The organism is Rahnella sp. PCH160, from assembly GCF_047784855.1.
GTDB lineage: Bacteria > Pseudomonadota > Gammaproteobacteria > Enterobacterales > Enterobacteriaceae > Rahnella.
On sequence record NZ_JBLOGT010000001.1, the window covers coordinates 557345 to 579916 of the forward strand.

The 22572-nt window shown below is 50.1% G+C and carries 16 protein-coding genes, 2 tRNA genes, 4 rRNA genes and 1 pseudogene; 8 read left to right on the forward strand and 15 right to left on the reverse strand.

Annotated features, from left to right (window positions below):
* Nucleotides 1–23: 23 nt before the first annotated feature.
* The 4 genes and pseudogenes from ACM5QY_RS02535 to ACM5QY_RS02550 form a co-directional block, all read right to left on the reverse strand.
* A complete protein-coding gene (locus tag ACM5QY_RS02535) occupies nt 24–257 on the reverse strand; it encodes a FimD/PapC C-terminal domain-containing protein (protein WP_416122804.1) in 234 nt (77 codons plus the stop codon).
* 87 nt (nt 258–344) lie between these two features.
* Nucleotides 345–1853: pseudogene (locus ACM5QY_RS02540) on the reverse strand (fimbria/pilus outer membrane usher protein); the annotation flags it as partial.
* On the reverse strand, nt 1784–2524 hold the full coding sequence (locus tag ACM5QY_RS02545; protein ID WP_416119097.1) for a FimD/PapC N-terminal domain-containing protein: 741 nt from the start codon (nt 2522–2524) through the stop codon (nt 1784–1786). The gene ACM5QY_RS02545 and the pseudogene ACM5QY_RS02540, both read right to left, overlap by 70 nt.
* 95 nt (nt 2525–2619) lie before the next feature.
* On the reverse strand, nt 2620–3198 hold the full coding sequence (locus tag ACM5QY_RS02550) for a fimbrial protein (protein WP_416119098.1): 579 nt from the start codon (nt 3196–3198) through the stop codon (nt 2620–2622).
* A 689-nt stretch (nt 3199–3887) separates the two neighbouring features.
* Between ACM5QY_RS02550 and acs the strand changes: the two genes are divergently transcribed.
* From acs to actP, 3 genes are read left to right on the forward strand one after another with little or no spacing between them, the layout of a single operon-like run.
* Complete coding sequence (gene acs, locus ACM5QY_RS02555) at nt 3888–5849, forward strand: acetate--CoA ligase (protein WP_416119099.1); 1962 nt, start codon at nt 3888–3890, stop codon at nt 5847–5849.
* Nucleotides 5850–5903: 54 nt separating this feature from the next.
* Nucleotides 5904–6215 carry a DUF485 domain-containing protein gene (locus ACM5QY_RS02560; RefSeq protein ID WP_416119100.1) on the forward strand — a complete coding sequence of 104 codons (312 nt, stop codon included), beginning with the start codon at nt 5904–5906 and terminating at the stop codon, nt 6213–6215.
* 29 nt (nt 6216–6244) lie between these two features.
* Nucleotides 6245–7879: a cation/acetate symporter ActP gene (actP, locus tag ACM5QY_RS02565; protein WP_416122805.1), complete on the forward strand. Its 1635-nt coding sequence runs from the start codon at nt 6245–6247 to the stop codon at nt 7877–7879.
* 162 nt (nt 7880–8041) lie between these two features.
* Here actP and rrf (ACM5QY_RS02570) read toward each other — a convergent pair.
* The 6 genes from rrf (ACM5QY_RS02570) to ACM5QY_RS02595 all read right to left on the reverse strand — a co-directional run bounded on the left by rrf (ACM5QY_RS02570) (nt 8042) and on the right by ACM5QY_RS02595 (nt 13457).
* Nucleotides 8042–8157 (reverse strand): 5S ribosomal RNA (gene rrf / locus ACM5QY_RS02570).
* Between the two features lie 36 nt (nt 8158–8193).
* Nucleotides 8194–8269, reverse strand: a tRNA-Thr gene (locus ACM5QY_RS02575).
* Nucleotides 8270–8319: 50 nt separating this feature from the next.
* A 5S ribosomal RNA gene (gene rrf / locus ACM5QY_RS02580) occupies nt 8320–8435 on the reverse strand.
* 121 nt (nt 8436–8556) lie between these two features.
* Nucleotides 8557–11462: ribosomal RNA gene (locus ACM5QY_RS02585) — 23S ribosomal RNA — on the reverse strand.
* Nucleotides 11463–11697: 235 nt separating this feature from the next.
* Nucleotides 11698–11773, reverse strand: a tRNA-Glu gene (locus ACM5QY_RS02590).
* Nucleotides 11774–11916: 143 nt separating this feature from the next.
* A 16S ribosomal RNA gene (locus ACM5QY_RS02595) occupies nt 11917–13457 on the reverse strand.
* Together the 16S, 23S and 5S rRNA genes with 2 tRNA genes alongside form the textbook arrangement of a ribosomal RNA operon.
* Nucleotides 13458–13984: 527 nt before the next feature.
* Here ACM5QY_RS02595 and ACM5QY_RS02600 point away from each other — a divergent pair.
* On the forward strand, nt 13985–14524 hold the full coding sequence (locus tag ACM5QY_RS02600) for a gamma carbonic anhydrase family protein (protein ID WP_416122806.1): 540 nt from the start codon (nt 13985–13987) through the stop codon (nt 14522–14524).
* A 49-nt stretch (nt 14525–14573) separates the two neighbouring features.
* Here the strand turns inward: ACM5QY_RS02600 and aroE are convergent, their stop codons facing one another.
* Genes aroE through dprA form a run of 5 tightly spaced genes read right to left on the reverse strand, consistent with a single transcriptional unit; the run spans nt 14574 to nt 18166 of the window.
* Nucleotides 14574–15392, reverse strand: a complete 819-nt coding sequence (gene aroE, locus ACM5QY_RS02605; protein WP_416119101.1) for a shikimate dehydrogenase — start codon at nt 15390–15392, stop codon at nt 14574–14576.
* Nucleotides 15393–15404: 12 nt separating this feature from the next.
* Nucleotides 15405–15974 (reverse strand): L-threonylcarbamoyladenylate synthase type 1 TsaC, encoded by a 570-nt coding sequence (tsaC, locus tag ACM5QY_RS02610; protein WP_416119102.1) that lies wholly within the window; start codon nt 15972–15974, stop codon nt 15405–15407.
* A complete protein-coding gene (locus tag ACM5QY_RS02615) occupies nt 15967–16527 on the reverse strand; it encodes a DNA topoisomerase family protein (RefSeq protein ID WP_416119103.1) in 561 nt (186 codons plus the stop codon). The genes tsaC and ACM5QY_RS02615 overlap by 8 nt, the downstream gene beginning before the upstream one ends.
* 24 nt (nt 16528–16551) lie before the next feature.
* Nucleotides 16552–17025 (reverse strand): DUF494 family protein, encoded by a 474-nt coding sequence (locus ACM5QY_RS02620; RefSeq protein WP_101080124.1) that lies wholly within the window; start codon nt 17023–17025, stop codon nt 16552–16554.
* A complete protein-coding gene (dprA, locus tag ACM5QY_RS02625; protein ID WP_416119104.1) occupies nt 16997–18166 on the reverse strand; it encodes a DNA-protecting protein DprA in 1170 nt (389 codons plus the stop codon). The genes ACM5QY_RS02620 and dprA overlap by 29 nt, the downstream gene beginning before the upstream one ends.
* Nucleotides 18167–18294: 128 nt before the next feature.
* On the opposite strand from dprA, the gene def reads away from it, so the two are divergent.
* The 4 genes from def to trkA all read left to right on the forward strand — a co-directional run bounded on the left by def (nt 18295) and on the right by trkA (nt 22569).
* Nucleotides 18295–18807, forward strand: a complete 513-nt coding sequence (gene def / locus ACM5QY_RS02630) for a peptide deformylase (RefSeq protein ID WP_416119105.1) — start codon at nt 18295–18297, stop codon at nt 18805–18807.
* Between the two features lies 1 nt (nt 18808).
* Entirely contained in the window at nt 18809–19768 is a 960-nt protein-coding gene (gene fmt / locus ACM5QY_RS02635) for a methionyl-tRNA formyltransferase (RefSeq protein ID WP_416122807.1), read from the forward strand.
* A gap of 74 nt (nt 19769–19842) precedes the next feature.
* Nucleotides 19843–21132: a 16S rRNA (cytosine(967)-C(5))-methyltransferase RsmB gene (gene rsmB, locus ACM5QY_RS02640; RefSeq protein WP_416119106.1), complete on the forward strand. Its 1290-nt coding sequence runs from the start codon at nt 19843–19845 to the stop codon at nt 21130–21132.
* 60 nt (nt 21133–21192) lie between these two features.
* Nucleotides 21193–22569: a Trk system potassium transporter TrkA gene (trkA, locus tag ACM5QY_RS02645; RefSeq protein ID WP_104923577.1), complete on the forward strand. Its 1377-nt coding sequence runs from the start codon at nt 21193–21195 to the stop codon at nt 22567–22569.
* The last annotated feature ends 3 nt before the right edge of the window (nt 22570–22572 follow it).

The window sequence follows — 22572 nt, forward strand, 5'->3', positions numbered from 1 at the left end:
TTCCTGATTCACTTTGTTAATTTTCAGCTGCACGGTAATAACACCTGACCTGTATTGGTCACGGGCTGCGAAGGCACCTGAACCCGGCATTGCTGGCCATCGCCCCAGCGGACAGTCAGCGATTTCTCGCCGGAGACGCCCGCCAGATACGCCAGACCGCCATCCCCAATGAGACCAGCTTCAAACCCGGAACTGTTGTCCGTCACCGACGAACCTAATGGCGGAAAACTGCCGTCAGCGAGACGAATCACTGCCATCAGGCGCTCGCCTTTAATCGCGCGGATTTTACGGAATCCTATTGCTCCCTCCGTCAGGGTTTTGCTGACAACCGAGCTGTAGACTTCCACATCATCAGGCAGATGATTGACGTCAACACGGATATCAGAAGTCTGATAGCTGGAGACGCCGTTCACGACGGCGATGCCGTAATCATTCGTTACCGACGCGCCCTCGCTGATCGGAATGCCCTTCACACCGGCTGACACCATCATGCGCGGTTCGCTGCCCGAGCTGCTCTGGTGCAATGCGGCTCCAGTGGCGGTCGCCGTAAACGAGCCGTACCAGTTGGCGTTCACCGAGCGGTAATCGTTATTTTTCACGCTGCCATTCACACCTAACTGACCGTACGGCGACATATGCTGGTAGTTAGCGCGGAAAACACCGTCGCCTTTTTGCAGATCCGGGCTGCTTCCGCCTGCGCCCACGCGCCAGCTGTTATTCGGATCCTGGCTGTTGTAGTAAGACGCGGTTTGCGAAAAGCCGCTCTGGGAATCCTGCTGCGCGTCATAGCTGATTTGCTGCCCGGAAGAAAGCGGCAAACTGAATGACAGGAACATCTGGTTTTCATCGGTATCGCGATATCTCAGTTTGCTGGCAGATAACGTTCCGGAAATCCCGGTGAACCGCCCGATATCAAATATCTTGCTGACGGAAACGCTGTAGTTATTGCTGGGGTTTTCATTCCAGTACACCTTGTGCGTCGCCGAGAGGTATAACGTGATCGCCGGCCACGGCAGAAACTGGTTTGCCGTTACGGTATAAGTTTGTTTATCGTCGCGGGAATACCCGTCTCCGTTCACCTTGTCGAGATACTGGTTGAACGACATAAAGGTTTTTTCCGAGAAACGATAACCGGCAAAAGTGATCTGGCTTCCAGTGGAATCAAACCGTTTGGAATAGTTGCCGCGATAGCTGAAACCCGTTTGTTTACCCGCCACAGGGACCGTCGCGGAAGAACGCGTGACATCAAAAGATACGGCGCCCAGTTTCTGTAAGTTCTGCCCGACACCGAGCGCCTGAGCCTGATAGTTCCCGGTGGTGGCAATCAGCCCGCCATATAATGAGAAGTCGTTCAGCGCGCCCCACGACATTTCTCCACTGTAAAAACCCGGTTGCAAGACACGATTGCTGCTGCCAGTGGTCGGTTTCCCCATCGCTGTTTTGAAACGCACCTGCCCTTTACGGGTCAGAAAGGGGATCGTCGCTGTGGTCACCTGATAGGTTGTTACGCTGCCGTTTTCTTCTTCAATTTTCACGTCCAGCGCCCCCTGTACGGCTTCCGTCAGATCCTGAACGACGAACGGCCCGGGGGAAACGTTAGTCTGATAAATCACGCGGCCGTTCTGGCTGATACTCACTCTGGCGTTGGTTTTGGCGATACCCGTCACCTGAGGCGCATAACCGCGCAGCGAAGGTGGCAACATCCTCTGATCACTGTTGACGGAAACGCCGACAAAGCGGAAAGAATCAAAAATGTCTGAACTGAAATAGGTTTGTCCGCCGGTCAGACGCGCGCCGATGGAAGGTAATGCACGAAACAGATAGGTTTGCGTCCAGGTAAATTTATCGTTCGCCGGCGATCCTGACGTCCGGGCGGCGGAATACTGATAATCCGCACGGGCACGCCACGCCCCAGATTAAATCCGGTGGTACCGTAGCTGCTGAAGCTGGTGGAGCTGTCGCCGTGCTGCGGCATGTATTGACTGCCCAGCAGGTTGTAATCAAGCAATGCGCCATTAACGCCATTATCCCACTGTGACGGTGGCACCCAGTTTTCATCGTGAAACGTCAGCCAGGCCTGCGGGATACTGATATTCAGCGTCTGCTTTTCCTGATCGTAACGGGCGGTGACTTCTTTCTGACGATCCAGAGAAGTACATTCTCCGTGATGCCAAAGCGTAAGTTGCTCCTGCGCGGCTTTGGTCAGATCGAATTTATCCACCAGTGAAGGCGGCACGCACAAGCGACTGTTTTTATTATTCTCAGTCGGAATATATTTAATCAGGCTCTGATCGCCCAGTGTGCGGCCATTGAGCACGATATCCAGCAGATATTCACCGGGCGCGATGTAATTCGCCACCTGAAAACGTGAAAGGTCTACATTATTGCGATCGGCAGAATCTATAAAGTTAACGTTAAACTCTACAGCCAGACTTTTGAATGAAATAAAGCATCCCGACAAGAAAATAATAACCCCTGTTGTTATTCTCATCCTTGTCGATGTTCTGTCCATCGCAAATAACATAATAAAATCACTTTTTTATTTTTATAAATCCAGCACGGAATACCGGTGCATCCGGAAAATAAAGGGGAGATAACTCCCCTAAATAACAGCAATATTTATTTGTAGTTCAGGGCGTAAGTCGCCTGAGAAACGATAGTACCGGTGGACACTGGCTGAGTGTTGGCTTCTACGCGCGCAGCAAATACCAGCTCGTTATTACCTGTCACCAGATTAATGTCTTTTGATGTATCGCCAACTTTCAGCAAATCACCGTTAGCGTCAATGAGACGGATGCCTGCACCTTTTGCGCTACCGGTGTTCGCCAGCAATTCAGTGGCGCTGCTGTCCGGCGTACCCGCGAAGGATACGGCAACTTTAGACATCGCCGGATATTCAACGGTGCCCGCAGTTTGCGCGGTCAAATCGCAGTCTTGCAGATGGATGGTGTAGTTAACGTTTTGAGAATATTTATTGCCGGTTGCCAGCACCTTATTCGCCACCTGACCCATGTCGACATTAATGTCTTCATCGCCGGCTGCAATAGAGCAAGGCGCATTAATAACGGTACCGGTGAAATGAATACGGCCTGAACCCTGATCAGCTCCGGTCGGAGGTGTCGTGTCGTCAGCAAACGCTGAAGCGGAAATTAAAACGGATAAAGCAATAACCAGTGTCTTTTTCTTAGCGTTAAACATAGTAAGTCCTTGAGATTTAACGGTAGCTATTAAGTGATCAATACGCACACGGGCGATATTTTTCGCTGTACCGAAGAGAGCACCCCTCTCTTGCCAGATCAATATACTGATATTTTTAATTTAACGTTATAATAAATTGCCAATTGCAAATATTAAGAGTTTTAATCTCAGATTAATCTTTAAACATCACCTTTATGAAAGGAAATTAACTTAAAGGTTAAAATATTTAACATTATATGTTCCTGCCTGAATAAAAATCATTCTTGTTAAGTTGAAAGCTAAGCTTTAATTAACTAATAATTTACTTTTTGTTTAACTAAAATTTACGTTTTCAGGGTTATAGATACATTTTCTCTGACAGCAGCGATAAAACTCTGCATTCAGATCAAAAGATCCTACCGCGTGCAGCCCGCCCGGATCTGCCTTCAGATCATTTTCAGTGCTTCCTTTTTCTCAAACCGACGTGCGTTCATTGAGAAAGGACAGATTCCGTATCTTTTTTGGCTCGTGCATTCATAACTTCTGACTGCATCCTGGCTTTAGTGGCCTGTCCCGCACCACTGTTGCAGATATCTTGCTGTTTTTTCTCCGCTTGCGTGATCTGCCCCCCAGAAAGCAAACAAAGCCCTAACGCAAACTACACTTAACTTTTGATTGACATATATTTAACAAAATAAAGGAGAAAAAACATGAGCCAAATTCATAAGCATTCTATTCCTGCCTCCGTGGCAGAACGCGCCCTGATCACACCTGAAAAATATCAGCAGTATTATCAGCAATCTGTGGAAGACCCCGATGCATTTTGGGGAGAACAGGCGAAGGTACTCGACTGGATTAAGCCGTTCACAAAGGTGAAGAACACCTCATTTGCGCCGGGAAATATCAATATCCGCTGGTTTGAGGATGGTACGCTCAATCTGGCCGCTAACTGCCTTGACCGGCATTTAGCAGAGAAAGGCGATCAGACTGCGCTTATTTGGGAGGGCGATGACCCGCATGCCGAAAATAAGCATGTCACTTATAAACAGCTTCACCACGATGTCTGCCAATTCTCTAACGTATTAAAAGGACTCGGCGTTAAGAAAGGCGATGTTGTCGCCATTTATATGCCCATGGTGCCCGAAGCCGCCGTGGCGATGCTGGCGTGTGCCCGTATCGGCGCAGTACACTCCGTCATTTTTGCCGGTTTCTCACCGGAAGCCGTTTCCGGCCGAATCATTGATTGCAACGCCAAGGTCGTGATCACCGCCGATGAAGGTTTGCGCGCAGGTCGCAGCATCCCGCTTAAACAGAATGTGGACGATGCACTGAAAAATCCGGCAGTCACCAGCGTTACGCACTCTATTATCTTCAAACGCACCGGGAAACAGGGTGAATGGAAAGAAGGCCGCGATATCTGGTGGCATGACGCAATAAAAGACGTGTCGACGGATTGCCCGCCCGAAGAAATGAAAGCGGAAGATCCGTTGTTTATCCTCTATACCTCCGGCTCCACCGGTAAACCTAAAGGCGTTTTGCATACCACTGGCGGATATCTGGTTTATGCAGCGCTGACCTTCAAATACACCTTTGATTACCATGACGGGGATATCTACTGGTGTACAGCTGACGTCGGCTGGGTAACTGGCCACAGCTATCTGCTTTACGGCCCGCTGGCTTGTGGCGCAATCAGCCTGATGTTCGAAGGTGTACCCAATTATCCAACACCAGCACGTATGGCTCAGGTTATTGATAAGCATAAAGTAAATATTCTTTATACGGCGCCTACCGCTATTCGTGCATTGATGGCGGAAGGGGATAAGGCGGTCGAGGGTACCAGCCGTGCCTCGCTGCGGATCATGGGTTCCGTCGGTGAACCGATTAACCCCGAAGCCTGGGAGTGGTACTTCAAAACGATCGGTAACAGCCAGTGCCCGATCGTCGATACCTGGTGGCAGACCGAAACCGGTGGTTTCATGATCACACCGTTGCCGGGCGCAACAGAGCTGAAAGCCGGTTCTGCGACACGCCCTTTCTTCGGCGTGCAACCCGCACTGGTCGATAATGAGGGCGTTCCGCAGGAAGGCGCCTGTGAAGGCAATCTTGTCATCACCGACTCATGGCCGGGACAGGCGCGTACATTGTTTGGGGACCATGACCGCTTTGAGCAAACCTATTTCTCCACCTTCAAAAATATGTACTTCAGCGGTGACGGCGCGCGCCGTGACGAAGATGGCTATTACTGGATCACTGGCCGCGTGGATGATGTCCTGAATATCTCCGGCCACCGTCTGGGAACAGCTGAAATTGAATCCGCACTGGTATCACATCCGAAAATTGCAGAAGCCGCCGTTGTTGGGATTCCGCATAACATTAAAGGTCAGGCTATTTATGCTTACATCACTCTGAATCATGGCGAAGAACCGTCGCCGGAGCTCTATACCGAAGTGCGCAACTGGGTGCGTAAAGAGATAGGGTCCATTGCCACACCGGATGTTCTTCACTGGACCGATTCATTACCCAAAACCCGTTCAGGCAAAATTATGCGCCGCATTCTGCGCAAAATTGCTGCCGGTGACACCAGTAATTTGGGAGATACCTCAACGCTTGCGGATCCGGGCGTAGTCGAAAAATTGTTGGAAGAAAAACAATCAATGAAAGTGCCGTCATAATTTTCACCGCCCTGGCGCGGTGAACTCTATCAATGCCTCACAGGAGTCACTGAGATGAATGATCTCATTTATCAGAGAGTTGTAAGTAATCCGCGCTTCAGGGAACTGGTGCAAAAACGCAGCCGTTTTGCCTGGCTTTTGTCGGGCATTACGCTGGTATTGTATGTCGCTTTTATATTACTGATTGCGTTCGACCCAAAATGGCTGGGAACACCGCTGTATGAAGGTGCCACAATCACGCGGGGCATTCCGGTAGGCGTCGGTCTAATCGTGATTTCTTTCTTGCTCACCGGCATCTATGTGATACGCGCAAACAGTGAGTTTGATCAGTTGACGGCTGATATTATCCGTGAGGTGCAGCCATGATTGCGCGCCGCAGCTCCCTTCTCTTCCTGATGTTATCTCTGACTTTCCCTTTCAGCATTTTTGCAGCAGAAGGGATTGCAGGCGAGGTAAAACGTCAGCCTCTTAATATCGAAGCGATCGTGATGTTCGTTTTGTTTGTCGGCGCGACACTTTACATCACCTACTGGGCCGCCAAGCGGACACGCTCCCGTCAGGATTATTACACGGCGGGTGGCCGAATTACCGGGCTGCAAAACGGGATGGCCATTGCCGGTGATTTCATGTCAGCGGCGTCTTTCCTTGGGATCTCCGCGCTGGTGTATACGTCAGGTTACGATGGCCTGATCTATTCAATCGGCTTTCTTATTGGCTGGCCGATCATACTGTTCCTTATAGCAGAACGTCTGCGCAATCTGGGGAAATACACCTTCGCCGACGTCGCCTCATATCGGTTGAAACAAAAACCAATCCGTGTGCTTTCGGCCTGTGGTTCGCTGGTGGTTGTCGCGCTTTATCTTATTGCACAGATGGTGGGTGCCGGTAAGTTAATCCAACTGCTTTTCGGCCTGAACTATCACGTCGCAGTCATTCTCGTTGGGATCCTGATGGTGCTTTACGTGTTGTTCGGCGGCATGCTGGCAACAACGTGGGTACAAATCATCAAGGCCGTCCTGTTGCTCGCAGGTGCAACGTTCATGGCAATAATGGTCATGAAATCCGTCGGTTTCAACTTCAATACCCTCTTTGCTCAGGCTGTTGCCGTACATTCAAAAGGTATCGCGATCATGAGCCCTGGAGGATTGGTTTCCGACCCGATATCTGCACTATCGCTCGGGCTCGCGTTGATGTTTGGCACCGCAGGTTTGCCGCATATTCTTATGCGCTTCTTCACCGTTAACGATGCCAAGGAAGCCCGTAAAAGCGTATTTTACGCCACCGGTTTCATTGGGTACTTCTATATACTGACGTTCATTATCGGATTCGGCGCTATCGTGCTGGTCAGTTCTAACCCTGCATTTAAAGATGCCAGCGGCGTTTTACTCGGCGGCAATAATATGGCAGCGGTACATCTGGCCGATGCGGTAGGCGGGAGCTTCTTCCTTGGTTTCATCTCTGCTGTGGCCTTCGCCACTATATTAGCCGTCGTTGCCGGATTAACTCTGGCTGGAGCCTCGGCGGTATCTCATGACCTGTACGCAAGCGTCATTAAAGACGGTAAGGCAACAGAACGCGATGAACTTAGGGTCTCAAAAATTACTGTCATCATTCTCGGTATCGTGGCTATCGCGTTGGGTATTTTGTTTGACAAGCAGAATATTGCATTCATGGTTGGACTGGCATTCTCCATCGCGGCAAGCTGTAATTTCCCGATTATTATTTTGTCGATGTATTGGGCTAAATTGACGACACGCGGTGCGATGATCGGTGGATGGCTGGGGTTACTGACGGCAGTCATACTGATGATTCTGGGCCCAACAATATGGGTACAGATTTTAGGGCACGCCAAGCCGATCTATCCTTACGAGTATCCGGCGCTATTCTCGATGATTGTTGCCTTTGCGGGAACCTGGTTCTTCTCAGTTACAGACAACTCGGTTGAAGGGCAAAAAGAGAGAGAGCGTTTTTATCCTCAGTTTGTTCGCTCTCAAACCGGGATTGGGATATCGCAGAGTTCAAATCACTGAGTTTTTACGTAAACAAAAGCAAATAAGGCCATCCGGGAAGTTGGCCTTATGTTTAATAACCGGAAAATCAGAGCAGTAAGCCAGTTTTTGACCTATTTGCCTCTCAAATTCTGCATAGCAAAAAGCCCTGTACGTCAGTACAGGGCTTTCCACTTGTTTGATGCCTGGCAGTTCCCTACTCTCGCATGGGGAGACCCCACACTACCATCGGCGCTACGGCGTTTCACTTCTGAGTTCGGCATGGGGTCAGGTGGGACCACCGCGCTGTTGCCGCCAGGCAAATTCTGTAATTTACCGAACTCTACGCTTATTACTGGTGCTGATACCCAGAGTCGAACTGGGGACCTCACCCTTACCAAGGGTGCGCTCTACCAACTGAGCCATATCAGCACGCTTATTCTTATAACAGCCTGCTTAATAGCAAACTTTACTAATTTAATGCCTGGCAGTTCCCTACTCTCGCATGGGGAGACCCCACACTACCATCGGCGCTACGGCGTTTCACTTCTGAGTTCGGCATGGGGTCAGGTGGGACCACCGCGCTACTGCCGCCAGGCAAATTCTGTTTCATCCATAACGCTTACCCTGTCTCAGGCTTGCACTACGAACCAATCTCGGAACATCAGCTGAAAATCAAAGTATCTGCACAGAATCTCTAAAAACACCTTTGGTGTTGTAAGGTTAAGCCTCTCGGGTCATTAGTACTGGTTAGCTCAATGCATCGCTGCACTTACACACCCAGCCTATCAACGTCTTAGTCTTAAACGTCCCTTCAGGTGGCTTAAAGCCACAGGGAAGACTCATCTCGAGGCAAGTTTCGCGCTTAGATGCTTTCAGCGCTTATCTTTTCCGCATTTAGCTACCGGGCAATGCCATTGGCATGACAACCCGAACACCAGTGATGCGTCCACTCCGGTCCTCTCGTACTAGGAGCAGCCCCTCTCAATCTTCCAACGCCCACGGCAGATAGGGACCGAACTGTCTCACGACGTTCTAAACCCAGCTCGCGTACCACTTTAAACGGCGAACAGCCGTACCCTTGGGACCTACTTCAGCCCCAGGATGTGATGAGCCGACATCGAGGTGCCAAACACCGCCGTCGATATGAACTCTTGGGCGGTATCAGCCTGTTATCCCCGGAGTACCTTTTATCCGTTGAGCGATGGCCCTTCCATTCAGAACCACCGGATCACTATGACCTACTTTCGTACCTGCTCGAGCCGTCACTCTCGCAGTCAAGCTAGCTTATGCCATTGCACTAACCTCACGATGTCCGACCGTGATTAGCTAACCTTCGTGCTCCTCCGTTACTCTTTAGGAGGAGACCGCCCCAGTCAAACTACCCACCAGACACTGTCCTCACCCCGGATTACGGGGCCGAGTTAGAACATCAAACATTAAAGGGTGGTATTTCAAGGTTGGCTCCACAAGAACTGGCGTCCTCGCTTCAAAGCCTCCCACCTATCCTACACATCAAGGCTCAATGTTCAGTGTCAAGCTATAGTAAAGGTTCACGGGGTCTTTCCGTCTTGCCGCGGGTACACTGCATCTTCACAGCGAGTTCAATTTCACTGAGTCTCGGGTGGAGACAGCCTGGCCATCATTACGCCATTCGTGCAGGTCGGAACTTACCCGACAAGGAATTTCGCTACCTTAGGACCGTTATAGTTACGGCCGCCGTTTACCGGGGCTTCGATCAAGAGCTTCGCATTGCTGCTAACCCCATCAATTAACCTTCCGGCACCGGGCAGGCGTCACACCGTATACGTCCACTTTCGTGTTTGCACAGTGCTGTGTTTTTATTAAACAGTTGCAGCCAGCTGGTATCTTCGACTGGATTCAGCTCCGGGAGCAAGTCCCTTCACCTACGCGCCAGCGTGCCTTCTCCCGAAGTTACGGCACCATTTTGCCTAGTTCCTTCACCCGAGTTCTCTCAAGCGCCTGAGTATTCTCTACCTGACCACCTGTGTCGGTTTGGGGTACGATTTCGTGTTACCTGGAGCTTAGAGGCTTTTCCTGGAAGCATGGCATCAACTACTTTACCACCGTAGTGGCTCGTTATCACGCCTCAGGGTTATACAAAAGAGCGGATTTACCAACTCTTCCCCCTACACGCTTGAACCGGGACAACCGTCGCCCGGCTAGCCTAGCCTTCTCCGTCCCCCTTCGCAGTAACACCAAGTGCTGGAATATTAACCAGCTTCCCATCGACTACGCTTTTCAGCCTCGCCTTAGGGGTCGACTCACCCTGCCCCGATTAACGTTGGACAGGAACCCTTGGTCTTCCGGCGTGCGGGTTTTTCACCCGCATTATCGTTACTTATGTCAGCATTCGCACTTCTGATACCTCCAGCAAACCTCACAGTTCACCTTCGACGGCTTACAGAACGCTCCCCTACCCAACAACGCATAAGCGTCGCTGCCGCAGCTTCGGTGCATGGTTTAGCCCCGTTACATCTTCCGCGCAGGCCGACTCGACCAGTGAGCTATTACGCTTTCTTTAAATGATGGCTGCTTCTAAGCCAACATCCTGGCTGTCTATGCCTTCCCACATCGTTTCCCACTTAACCATGACTTTGGGACCTTAGCTGGCGGTCTGGGTTGTTTCCCTCTTCACGACGGACGTTAGCACCCGCCGTGTGTCTCCCGTGATAACATTCTTCGGTATTCGTAGTTTGCATCGAGTTGGTAAGCCGGGATGGCCCCCTAGTCGAAACAGTGCTCTACCCCGAAGATGAGTTCACGAGGCGCTACCTAAATAGCTTTCGGGGAGAACCAGCTATCTCCCGGTTTGATTGGCCTTTCACCCCCAGCCACAAGTCATCCGCTAATTTTTCAACATTAGTCGGTTCGGTCCTCCAGTTAGTGTTACCCAACCTTCAACCTGCCCATGGCTAGATCACCGGGTTTCGGGTCTATACCTTGCAACTTGACGCCCAGTTAAGACTCGGTTTCCCTACGGCTCCCCTATACGGTTAACCTTGCTACAAAATATAAGTCGCTGACCCATTATACAAAAGGTACGCAGTCACCCCATAAAAGAGGCTCCCACTGCTTGTACGTACACGGTTTCAGGTTCTATTTCACTCCCCTCGCCGGGGTTCTTTTCGCCTTTCCCTCACGGTACTGGTTCACTATCGGTCAGTCAGGAGTATTTAGCCTTGGAGGATGGTCCCCCATATTCAGACAGGATGTCACGTGTCCCGCCCTACTCATCGAACTCACAATCTGTGCATTTTTGTGTACGGGACTATCACCCTATACTGTGCGACTTTCCAGACGCTTCCACTAACACACAAACTGATGCTGGTTCTGGGCTCTTCCCCGTTCGCTCGCCGCTACTGGGGGAATCTCGGTTGATTTCTTTTCCTCGGGGTACTTAGATGTTTCAGTTCCCCCGGTTCGCCTCATTACACTATGTATTCATGTAATGATAATGTGTCGAAACACACTGGGTTTCCCCATTCGGGTATCGTCGGTTATTACGGTTCATATCACCTTACCGACGCTTTTCGCAGATTAGCACGCCCTTCATCGCCTCTGACTGCCTAGGCATCCACCGTGTACGCTTAGTCGCTTAACCTCACAACCCGAAGGTGTTTCCACCATCGCATTGCGATTATTTGAGAGACTCTGTTACAGACTAATCACCACTCAGTACTTCTACGGAGAGTGATGTTCAGCTGTAAACTTTCAATTTTCAGCTTGTTCCAGATTGTTAAAGAGCAATATCTTAAACACGACTCGTTAAAGTCATCTTTAAGATTTTTTATCGTTCATTAAGAACGGTTGATAATGTCTTTCACACATTATCGGATTGGCGTCCCCAAGGGGATTCGAACCCCTGTTACAGCCGTGAAAGGGCAGTGTCCTAGGCCTCTAGACGATGGGGACACGAAAAATCCGTACCAGACCGTATAACGGTATGGCACTTTTCGCATCAGCGTAAGGTCTCCCTTACGGCATCAACAGGTGCTCTTGCTCATTAATTTCTATCAGACAATCTGTGTGGACACTGCACAATGCGTATCTTGAGGTAAGGAGGTGATCCAACCGCAGGTTCCCCTACGGTTACCTTGTTACGACTTCACCCCAGTCATGAATCACAAAGTGGTAAGCGCCCTCCCGAAGGTTAAGCTACCTACTTCTTTTGCAACCCACTCCCATGGTGTGACGGGCGGTGTGTACAAGGCCCGGGAACGTATTCACCGTAGCATTCTGATCTACGATTACTAGCGATTCCGACTTCATGGAGTCGAGTTGCAGACTCCAATCCGGACTACGACATACTTTATGAGGTCCGCTTGCTCTCGCGAGTTCGCTTCTCTTTGTATATGCCATTGTAGCACGTGTGTAGCCCTACTCGTAAGGGCCATGATGACTTGACGTCATCCCCACCTTCCTCCGGTTTATCACCGGCAGTCTCCTTTGAGTTCCCGACATTACTCGCTGGCAACAAAGGATAAGGGTTGCGCTCGTTGCGGGACTTAACCCAACATTTCACAACACGAGCTGACGACAGCCATGCAGCACCTGTCTCAGAGTTCCCGAAGGCACTAAGCTATCTCTAGCGAATTCTCTGGATGTCAAGAGTAGGTAAGGTTCTTCGCGTTGCATCGAATTAAACCACATGCTCCACCGCTTGTGCGGGCCCCCGTCAATTCATTTGAGTTTTAACCTTGCGGCCGTACTCCCCAGGCGGTCGACTTAACGCGTTAGCTCCGGAAGCCACGCCTCAAGGGCACAACCTCCAAGTCGACATCGTTTACAGCGTGGACTACCAGGGTATCTAATCCTGTTTGCTCCCCACGCTTTCGCACCTGAGCGTCAGTCTTTGTCCAGGGGGCCGCCTTCGCCACCGGTATTCCTCCAGATCTCTACGCATTTCACCGCTACACCTGGAATTCTACCCCCTCTACAAGACTCTAGCTTGCCAGTTTCAAATGCAGTTCCCAAGTTAAGCTCGGGGATTTCACATCTGACTTAACAAACCGCCTGCGTGCGCTTTACGCCCAGTAATTCCGATTAACGCTTGCACCCTCCGTATTACCGCGGCTGCTGGCACGGAGTTAGCCGGTGCTTCTTCTGCGAGTAACGTCAATGCAATGTGCTATTAACACATTACCCTTCCTCCTCGCTGAAAGTGCTTTACAACCCTAAGGCCTTCTTCACACACGCGGCATGGCTGCATCAGGCTTGCGCCCATTGTGCAATATTCCCCACTGCTGCCTCCCGTAGGAGTCTGGACCGTGTCTCAGTTCCAGTGTGGCTGGTCATCCTCTCAGACCAGCTAGGGATCGTCGCCTAGGTGAGCCATTACCTCACCTACTAGCTAATCCCATCTGGGCACATCCGATGGCGTGAGGCCCGAAGGTCCCCCACTTTGGTCTTGCGACGTCATGCGGTATTAGCTACCGTTTCCAGTAGTTATCCCCTCCATCAGGCAGTTTCCCAGACATTACTCACCCGTCCGCCGCTCGTCACCCAGAGAGCAAGCTCTCCTGTGCTACCGCTCGACTTGCATGTGTTAGGCCTGCCGCCAGCGTTCAATCTGAGCCATGATCAAACTCTTCAATTAAAAGTTCGATTTGCTTAAACAAGTTAAGCGGTGCTCAAAAATTAACTTTCGTAATAATTCACTAAATGAATTACTGCTTGGTCACTCTTTAAGACTTGATATTTTTTGCCACCGAGGTGGCTGATATCGTCTTGTGAGTGCCCACACAGATTGTCTGATAAATTGTTAAAGAGCAGTGAGTTACGCGCTTTCGCTTGCTAACTCGAGGTGGCGTATATTACGCTTTCCTCGTTCAGTGTCAACCGTTTATTTCATCCGGTTGCCGCTGCTTTAAATCTTTTCCGACCCGGTCACTTCGTGATGTTGTTCACGTTGTTCCCTGTCGATGGAGCGGCATTATAGGGATCCGAATTTTTTGCACAAGCCTTTTTTCGAATAAAAGGATCGACTGCGTATTTTTCGACCCTTTCGCGGAGATCTCGTCCGATCCGCTGGTTTTGACACCGATCTTATCCCCCCTGAATTGGTATTTCCGCCAGCCAGGACTATATTGCCAAGGTTAAAACTCAATTATGAGGTACTTACCTATGTCTCAGGCTTTGCGGTCTTATCAGGGATTAACGCCAACATTGGGCGAAAGGGTGATGGTGGATCCTTCCAGCGTTGTGATTGGTGATGTCGATCTCGCGGATGATGTCAGTATCTGGCCGCTGGTTATCATTCGGGGTGATGTAAATAGTGTCTCGGTGGGCTGCAGAACGAATGTGCAGGATGGCAGCGTGCTACATGTGACTCATCAGTCGCGCCAGAATCCTGAAGGGCATCCTCTTATTATTGGAGAAGATGTCACGGTCGGGCATAAAGCAATGCTGCATGGTTGTACGATCGGAAACCGGGTTTTGGTCGGAATGGGATCAATACTGCTGGATGGGGCAATCATAGAAGATGATGTGATGATTGGCGCCGGAAGTCTGGTTCCTCCCGGAAAGCGGCTCGAAAGTGGCTATCTCTATTTAGGAAGTCCGGTTAAGCAAATCCGCGAACTGACATCCGACGAACTCACCGGGCTGACCTACTCTGCAAATAACTATGTCACATGGAAAGATATCTATCTGACGAGTAAATAGTTAACGAGCCTGGACAGCGTATGCAACAAGGCTGTTCAGGCTCTTTCAGTTAGCCCAATAAATCTTGTTTTAACTGCACCAACACGGGTTCTATTTCCGGCATGACACCGTGCCATAAATAGAAGGCGTGAGCGGCCTGTCCCACCAACATTCCCAACCCATCAGCATAATGCGTCACACCGTTACCTTTGGCCCAGCAAAGAAAAGGTGTCACTCCGGCCTGATAATACATATCGTAAACCCGCGTCTGTGCAGTGAAAACCTGCTCAGATATAGCCGGGATTTCACCATTAATACCTGATGCCGTAGCATTGATGATCAGATCGAATTTCTCGCTGGCCAGATCGCTGAACGCAAGAGCCCGGATATCGCCTTTGCTCTCGAATATATGACTGAGATGTTGTGCACGTTCAAAAGTACGGTTGGTGACGACAACAGAACACCCATAGGATAAAAGCGGAAGAATAACTCCCCGCGCAGCTCCGCCAGCACCCACCAGCAAAACCCGATCGCCGGGCTGGATAAGCGCCAGGCGTTCCAGATCACTCAACATCCCTATGCCGTCGGTGTTATCCCCGAGCAATCTTCCGTCTTCAAGCTTTTTGAGGGTATTCACAGCGCCTGACATCGCCGCGCGGTCGGTCAGTTCATCCGACTCAGCAAATGCCCGCTCTTTGAAAGGCACGGTAATGTTTGCCCCACGAGCACCTTCTTCAAAAAAGGATCGCAGCGTTTCTTCAAACTCTTCATTCGGTGCCAGCACCGTTCCATAACTGTGTTCAATCCCTGTCTGGCGAGCAAACAGTGCGTGAATACGGGGGGATTTGCTGTGACTGATTGGATTACCAAATACCGCGAAAGATGGCATGGCTTTCGTTCCTTAACCTTGACGGATGAGATCGCCGGTGAGGGCATCCCGGATTTCAGATGGGTTTTCTCTTCCCCCGACCTTGCCATTGAGCACAGGGAAATCTTCACCAAACTGGAGCCGGACTTCATCAGCAAAGCGACAAGGTTCCTGACCATTCAGATTGGCGCTGGTAGAAACCAACGGTTTTCCGAATTGCTGGCAGAGTTCTTTGACCAGCGGGTGGTCAGTAACTCGAACCGCCAGCGACGAGAACCGTCCGGTTAGCCAGTGAGGCGTCGATAGTTTTGCGGGCATCACCCATGTCACCGGCCCAGGCCAAAAAGACAAGATATGCTCGAGCTGCTGCCGGGTTAACGATGAATCATCAATATAAGGGAGAAGTTGCTGATAATTATCGGCGATTAAAATCAGCCCCTTATCTTTCGGGCGTTTTTTAAGCACCAGAAGAGACTCAACGGCCTGCTCGCTGTCAGGATCACAACCTAGCCCGAATACGGCCTCTGTCGGATAAGCGATAACCTGCTGTTGATGTAACGCTTCAAGTACTTTTGGAAGTGAGTTTTCTGCTTCTTTATTCATTTTCTTCGTTATCTTTTATTTCTACGGCTTTGCCGCACAGTTTACTGGCACAGAATAGTTTCATACCTTGCACCGTTTTCTTTTCCATCAATAGAGGATAATGGCAGTTCACACACTCGCCAGCGACGGGCTTATTATTGATGGCAAACTGACAATCAGGGTAACGATCACAGGCGTGAAAAACTTTACCAAAACGAGACTTACGCTGCAGCAGATGGCCTTTACCGCACTGCGGGCAGCCGAGGTTAGTTTCTTCTGGTTTATCGATGACCTCAATATGGTCACATTCCGGATAATCGCTGCATCCGATGAACATTCCATAACGCCCCTGACGCAGCACGAGCGTGGCACCACATTTAGGGCATAACTGCCCATCCAGAATTTTCACAATATGACCATCGGCCTGCGCTTTCAGAGGCCGAATATATTCGCACTGTGGATAAGATGAACAACTGAGAAAAGGGCCGTGGCGACCACTACGGATCACCAGATCGGCCCCGCATTCCGGACAGGATTCATTTTGCTTCTCAGCAAAAAGTGCTGCTTTTGTCATATGTTACGTTTTACCTGTTATCTCTTAATGCAGATAACCTTCATTAACTTCAAACAACAGCTCTTCCATTTGCTGATATGCACTTTCATATCCGGGAATATTAAAGAGAACCATCAGCACTACCCACTTCAGATCCTCAAGATCGAATTCTTCAGTGTCCAGAGCCATAACACGATCGATAACCATTTCCCGGGTATCGAAGTTTAAAACCTTAATCTGTTCCAGAAACAACAAAAAGCCACGACAACTGCTATCTAACCGGCTCGTTTCCTCGTCGGTGTAAACACGTAATGCTGAAGGATCTGAGTCCAGCATATAAGATGGGGTTCCACCCTCTTGCATATCCGCAAGTTTTTCAAGCCAATTCAGCGCATTGTGAATATCGGCCCGGTGAAAACCAGCCTCGGTCAAGTCATCCGTTAACCTATCCTCGTCAACATTCATCTCCGCTTCGTTGTGAATGTAAGTTTCAAATAAGTACATTAGTACGTCGAACATGGCTTGCCCTCTTAATTCGGACATAGCCGCCGGATACAGCTGCGATCCATCCTGCTAACTCCAGCTCGAGTAGTTTACCTACCACTTCTGGCACAGGTTGGCCGGCACGTTCGGCGACGACGTCAACAGATGTCACCTCATATTCTACGTTAGCCAACACATCAGCAAATGGCAATTCAACTTCGCATTCTTGTGCACAAATAATCGCCTCTGACGCCTTTAGTGGCTTACCACGGGGGACTTTTAGCGATTCTGAGACGCGTATATTAGGAAACCAGGTCAATCCGCTGCCAATATGCTCGGCAATATCGTTAGGCTCAGTGACCAGATAAGCACCTTGCTGGATAAGCCAGTGGGTACCTTCTGACGTCTGGCTGCCAAGCGGCCCGGGCAGAGCGAAAACCTCTCTTCCCTGTTCCAGTGCGTAACGGGCGGTTATCAACGAACCGCTGCGCAATGTTGCCTCAACCACCACCACTCCCGCGCTGAGCCCACTGATAATCCGGTTCCGTCGCGGGAAATTCGCCGCAATTGGAGGCGCAGTCACCAGATGCTCTGAAACCAGAGCCCCGCCGTGTTCAATAATACTGTCAGCTAACATCGAATGACGGGATGGATAACGCTTCATCAGTCCGCTGCCGAGAACAGCGATAGTTTTGCCATGAGCCTCCAGAGTGGCTTTATGGCTTATTCCATCGATTCCCATCGCAAGCCCGCTGGTGACTGTAAAGCCACTGTGCACTAACCCTGCGGCAAAAACCTGTGCATATTGCTCACCGTAATGGGTGTAATGACGGCTTCCCACCATCGCTATTTGAGGAGATAACAGTAAATCCGGGGTTCCCTCAACGAACAAAATCAAAGGCGGCGACGGAATCTGCGCTAACAAAGGCGGGTAAAGTACGCTGTCAAATGTAACCAGATGCCTGTTATCCCCTTCCAGCCAGTTCAGTGACGCGGATAACCATTGCTGATTGATATTCCTGAAATCTTCTATTTGCTCAGCGGTGAGTCCGCACGAGGATAGTTCTGAAGGGCGATATTGCCCGTGGCAGAATAGTGTCCGAATAATGCCTTCGGCGCGGCCAGCATCAAGGCGTCTTACGGCCGATAAACGTATCCATACTTCCTGTAATGTCATTATACTGCCCCTGTTCAATACCTTTCGACGAAGGATTCAATTGGCAGAGGATGCTGTCAATCGGAGCAGGAAATGTCTAGAATAGACTCTATATATCTTCAATCAATTGAATAAAGATCCAGAAAAATATGTCCGTATTACAGATATTACATTTCCCAGACGAGCGGCTTCGCATTACTGCAAAACCGGTCAAAGAAGTTAACGCCGAAATTCAGCAGATCGTGGATGATATGTTTGAAACCATGTATGCAGAAGAAGGCATTGGCCTGGCTGCAACTCAGGTAGACATTCATCAACGTATTATCGTTATCGATGTCTCTGAAAATCGCGACGAACGCCTGGTGCTCATCAATCCGGAACTGCTGGAAAAAAGCGGCGAAACCGGTATTGAAGAAGGCTGTCTGTCGATCCCAGACCAACGGGCACTGGTGCCACGTGCTGAGAAAGTGAAAGTCCGCGCTCTGGATCGTGAGGGTAAAACCTTCGAACTGGAAGCTGATGACTTACTGGCGATTTGCATCCAACATGAAATGGATCATCTTGTGGGTAAATTGTTCGTGGATTACTTGTCGCCACTTAAACGTCAGCGTATTCGCCAGAAAATGGAAAAAATGGCCAAGCTGAACGCACGGCCTGACTAATATTCGAGTCACACAGGACACTGCTTTGCGGATCATATTTGCCGGTACCCCAGACTTCGCAGCGCGTCATCTTGACGCGCTGTTGTCATCAGAACATCAGGTTGTGGGTGTATTCACCCAACCCGACCGCCCGGCCGGCCGTGGTAATAAGCTGACTGCAAGCCCGGTAAAAACGCTGGCTCTGGCTCATGATATTCCCGTGTTCCAGCCAAAGTCATTACGCCCTGAAGAAAACCAGTCATTAGTTTCCGCTTTAGAAGCCGATGTCATGGTCGTTGTAGCTTATGGTCTGATTTTACCTAAAGCTGTGCTGGAAATGCCTAAACTGGGTTGCATTAACGTGCACGGTTCTCTGCTGCCTCGATGGCGTGGTGCAGCACCAATCCAGCGTTCCTTATGGGCTGGCGATGCCAAAACCGGCATCACTATCATGCAGATGGATGTTGGCCTTGATACCGGTAGCATGCTGCATAAAGTGGAATGCGATATTCTCCCGGAAGATACCAGCGCATCCCTTTATAACAAACTGGCTGAGCTCGGCCCGAAAGGTATGCTCGAAACACTCGGGCAACTGGCGGACGGAACGGCTAAACCAGAAGTACAGGATGAAAAACTCGCTACGTATGCTGAAAAGCTCAGTAAAGAGGAAGCTCGTTTAGACTGGACGCTTTCCGCTGAACAGTTGGAGCGCTGCGTACGTGCATTTAATCCGTGGCCGGTCAGTTTCTTCATGATCGATGAGCAACCCGTGAAAGTCTGGTCAGCTGAAAGTTTGCCTGCAAGTCACAACGCCCTGCCCGGCACGATTGTTTCTGCGGATAAAAAGGGGATCCAGATTGCTACGTCTGACGGCATCTTGAACATCACCCAGTTACAACCTTCAGGTAAAAAGGCAATGTCCGCACAGGATTTGCTGAACTCTCGTCGTGAATGGTTTATCGAAGGCTCCCGTTTAGCCTGACCCTCCCGACTACGCCCGATATTTCGTCGGGCCTTATCTCTTTGATAATGCTGATCCATTCAGCTATTTGAACAATGAAAACAGCCTATAATCTCCGTAGTATTGCAGCTCAAGCCATTAGCCAGGTTCTAGACAAAGGTTTGTCTTTGTCGACGGTCCTGCCAGGTCTGCAGAAAAACATTTCAGATAAAGATCGCGGATTGTTGCAGGAATTATGTTTCGGTACGCTGAGAGTATTGCCTCAGCTCGAATGGTGCTTGCAACAACTCATGGCAAAACCGTTGACGGGAAAGCAACGGACTCTGCATTACTTACTGATGGTTGGCTTGTATCAGCTGATTCACACTCGTATTCCTGCTCATGCCGTATTGGCAGAGACCGTAGAAGGTGCTGTGGCACTTAAGCGCCCACAGCTAAAAGGCCTGATCAACGGTGTTCTCCGGCAGTTTCAGCGTCAACAAGAAGAATTGCTGCAACGTATGGCCAATAACGACAGCCGTTATCTCCATCCAAGCTGGCTTCTTAACCGGCTGAAGAAAGCCTATCCCGATGCTTGGGAAAGCATTGTTGATGCCAATAATCAAAGACCGCCTATGTGGCTGCGCGTAAACCGCAGACACCATACCCGCGACGATTATCTTTGTTTGTTGAATGAAGCTCAAATTGAAGCTGTTCCACATCCTGAGTATTCAGATGCATTACGTCTGCTCACGCCTTGTCAAGTTGGCCTGCTCCCCGGCTTTGCTGAAGGATGGGTGACGGTACAAGACGCCTCGGCACAAGGCAGTGTTGATCTGCTGGATCCACAGGATGGAGAGATGATCCTCGATCTGTGTTGTGCTCCTGGCGGCAAAACGACTCACATACTTGAAGCTGCCCCAAAATCCCACGTACTGGCTGTTGATGTGGACGAACAACGTCTGAAGCGTGTTCATGAGAATCTGCAGCGTCTGAATCTCAGTGCAGAAGTAAAACAAGGCGATGGCCGCGAACCACAGACCTGGGCGGGCGACCGCATCTTCGATCGTATTCTGCTGGATGCCCCCTGCTCGGCAACGGGTGTTATCCGCCGACATCCCGACATAAAATGGCTGCGCAGAGACAGCGATATTGCTGAGCTTGCGAGTTTGCAAAAAGAAATTCTTGAAGCCGTATGGCCGCGCCTTAAAAGCAAAGGGGTCATGGTCTACGCAACGTGCTCGGTTTTACCCGAAGAGAACTGCCTGCAAATAACGGAATTCCTGAAGTCTCATCCTGATGCAACGCTGGTCGAGACCGGAACAATGGAACAGCCTGGCAGGCAGAACCTCCCACACGCCGAAGACGGTGATGGCTTCTATTACGCTAAACTGATCAAAAGATGATTGTTTAGTATTAATGCTACTTACTCAGGCTGAAATCTTCGCGGCCAAACAGAGAGTCATATGAAAATAATAATTCTCGGTGCCGGACAGGTTGGTGGAACGCTCGCCGAAAACCTGGTGGGTGAAAACAACGACATTACCGTTGTCGACACCAATACAGTCCGGTTACGTCAACTTCAGGACAAATTTGACCTCCGCGTTGTGCAGGGGCATGGTTCTCATCCGCGCGTACTCCGTGAAGCCGGTGCTGAAGATGCTGATATGTTGGTGGCAGTGACCAATTCTGACGAAACCAACATGGTGGCTTGTCAGATTGCGTATTCGCTTTTTAATACACCAAACCGCATTGCGCGCATTCGCTCCACGGAATATATCCGTGAGTCCGAAAAGCTTTTCCATCCTGAAGCTGTGCCGATTGACCACCTGATCTCACCTGAGCAACTAGTCACTGACTATATCTACAAATTAATTGAGTATCCGGGTGCTCTGCAGGTTGTAAATTTTGCAGAAGGTAAAGTGAGCATTGCGGCGGTAAAAGCCTATTACGGTGGTCCGTTGGTCGGTAATGCCCTCTCCTCAATGCGCGAACATATGCCGCATATTGAAACCCGCGTTGCGGCAATTTTCCGTCAGGATCGTCCTATCCGTCCACAGGGTTCTACCATTATTGAAGCGGGCGACGAAGTGTTTTTTGTAGCCGCCTCTCAGCACATCCGTGCGGTAATGAGCGAACTTCAACGATTGGAAAAACCCTACAAGCGGATCATGATCGTCGGTGGCGGTAACGTTGGTGCTGGTCTGGCCCAACGTCTCGAGAAGAATTACAGTGTAAAACTGATTGAACGCGATCAGCAGCGCGCTGCCGAACTCGCGGAGCTGTTACAGGATACAATTGTTTTCTATGGCGATGCTTCTGACCAAGAGCTGTTAGCAGAAGAACACATCGAGCAAGTCGATGTGTTCATAGCACTTACCAATGATGATGAAGCAAACATCATGTCTGCAATGTTGGCAAAACGTATGGGAGCCAAGAAAGCCATGGTTCTCATTCAGCGCAGCGCTTACGTGGATTTGGTCCAAGGCAGCGTGATTGATATTGCGATCTCACCGCAACAGGCGACGATTTCAGCACTGCTTGGGCACGTCAGAAAAGCCGACATTGTCAGTGTTTCGTCCTTGCGCCGGGGTGTGGCCGAAGCCATTGAAGCCATTGCGCATGGCGATGAAACGACATCTAAGGTCGTCGGTCGTACGGTGGAACAAATCAAATTACCGCCTGGTACCACGATAGGCGCTATCGTACGCGGGAATGATGTCATCATTGCAAATGGCAACAGCCGGATCCAGCAAGGTGATCACGTGGTGATGTTTATTACGGATAAGAAATTTGTCAGGGATGTGGAACGCCTGTTCCAACCGAGTCCATTCTTCTTATAAATT

Excerpts from the sequence above, each read along its gene's own strand:
- tsaC (WP_416119102.1), bottom strand. The coding sequence starts at position 15,974 with ATGAATAAAGAAGCAGAAAACTCACTTCCAAAAGTACTTGAAGCGTTA.
- ACM5QY_RS02600 (WP_416122806.1), top strand. The coding sequence starts at position 13,985 with ATGTCTCAGGCTTTGCGGTCTTATCAGGGATTAACGCCAACATTGGGC.
- trkA (WP_104923577.1), top strand. The coding sequence starts at position 21,193 with ATGAAAATAATAATTCTCGGTGCCGGACAGGTTGGTGGAACGCTCGCC.
- def (WP_416119105.1), top strand. The coding sequence starts at position 18,295 with ATGTCCGTATTACAGATATTACATTTCCCAGACGAGCGGCTTCGCATT.
- dprA (WP_416119104.1), bottom strand. The coding sequence starts at position 18,166 with ATGACATTACAGGAAGTATGGATACGTTTATCGGCCGTAAGACGCCTT.
- acs (WP_416119099.1), top strand. The coding sequence starts at position 3,888 with ATGAGCCAAATTCATAAGCATTCTATTCCTGCCTCCGTGGCAGAACGC.
- rsmB (WP_416119106.1), top strand. The coding sequence starts at position 19,843 with ATGAAAACAGCCTATAATCTCCGTAGTATTGCAGCTCAAGCCATTAGC.
- ACM5QY_RS02550 (WP_416119098.1), bottom strand. The coding sequence starts at position 3,198 with ATGTTTAACGCTAAGAAAAAGACACTGGTTATTGCTTTATCCGTTTTA.
- ACM5QY_RS02560 (WP_416119100.1), top strand. The coding sequence starts at position 5,904 with ATGAATGATCTCATTTATCAGAGAGTTGTAAGTAATCCGCGCTTCAGG.
- actP (WP_416122805.1), top strand. The coding sequence starts at position 6,245 with ATGTTATCTCTGACTTTCCCTTTCAGCATTTTTGCAGCAGAAGGGATT.
- ACM5QY_RS02615 (WP_416119103.1), bottom strand. The coding sequence starts at position 16,527 with ATGACAAAAGCAGCACTTTTTGCTGAGAAGCAAAATGAATCCTGTCCG.
- aroE (WP_416119101.1), bottom strand. The coding sequence starts at position 15,392 with ATGCCATCTTTCGCGGTATTTGGTAATCCAATCAGTCACAGCAAATCC.
- ACM5QY_RS02535 (WP_416122804.1), bottom strand. The coding sequence starts at position 257 with ATGGCAGTGATTCGTCTCGCTGACGGCAGTTTTCCGCCATTAGGTTCG.
- ACM5QY_RS02620 (WP_101080124.1), bottom strand. The coding sequence starts at position 17,025 with ATGTTCGACGTACTAATGTACTTATTTGAAACTTACATTCACAACGAA.
- ACM5QY_RS02545 (WP_416119097.1), bottom strand. The coding sequence starts at position 2,524 with ATGTTATTTGCGATGGACAGAACATCGACAAGGATGAGAATAACAACA.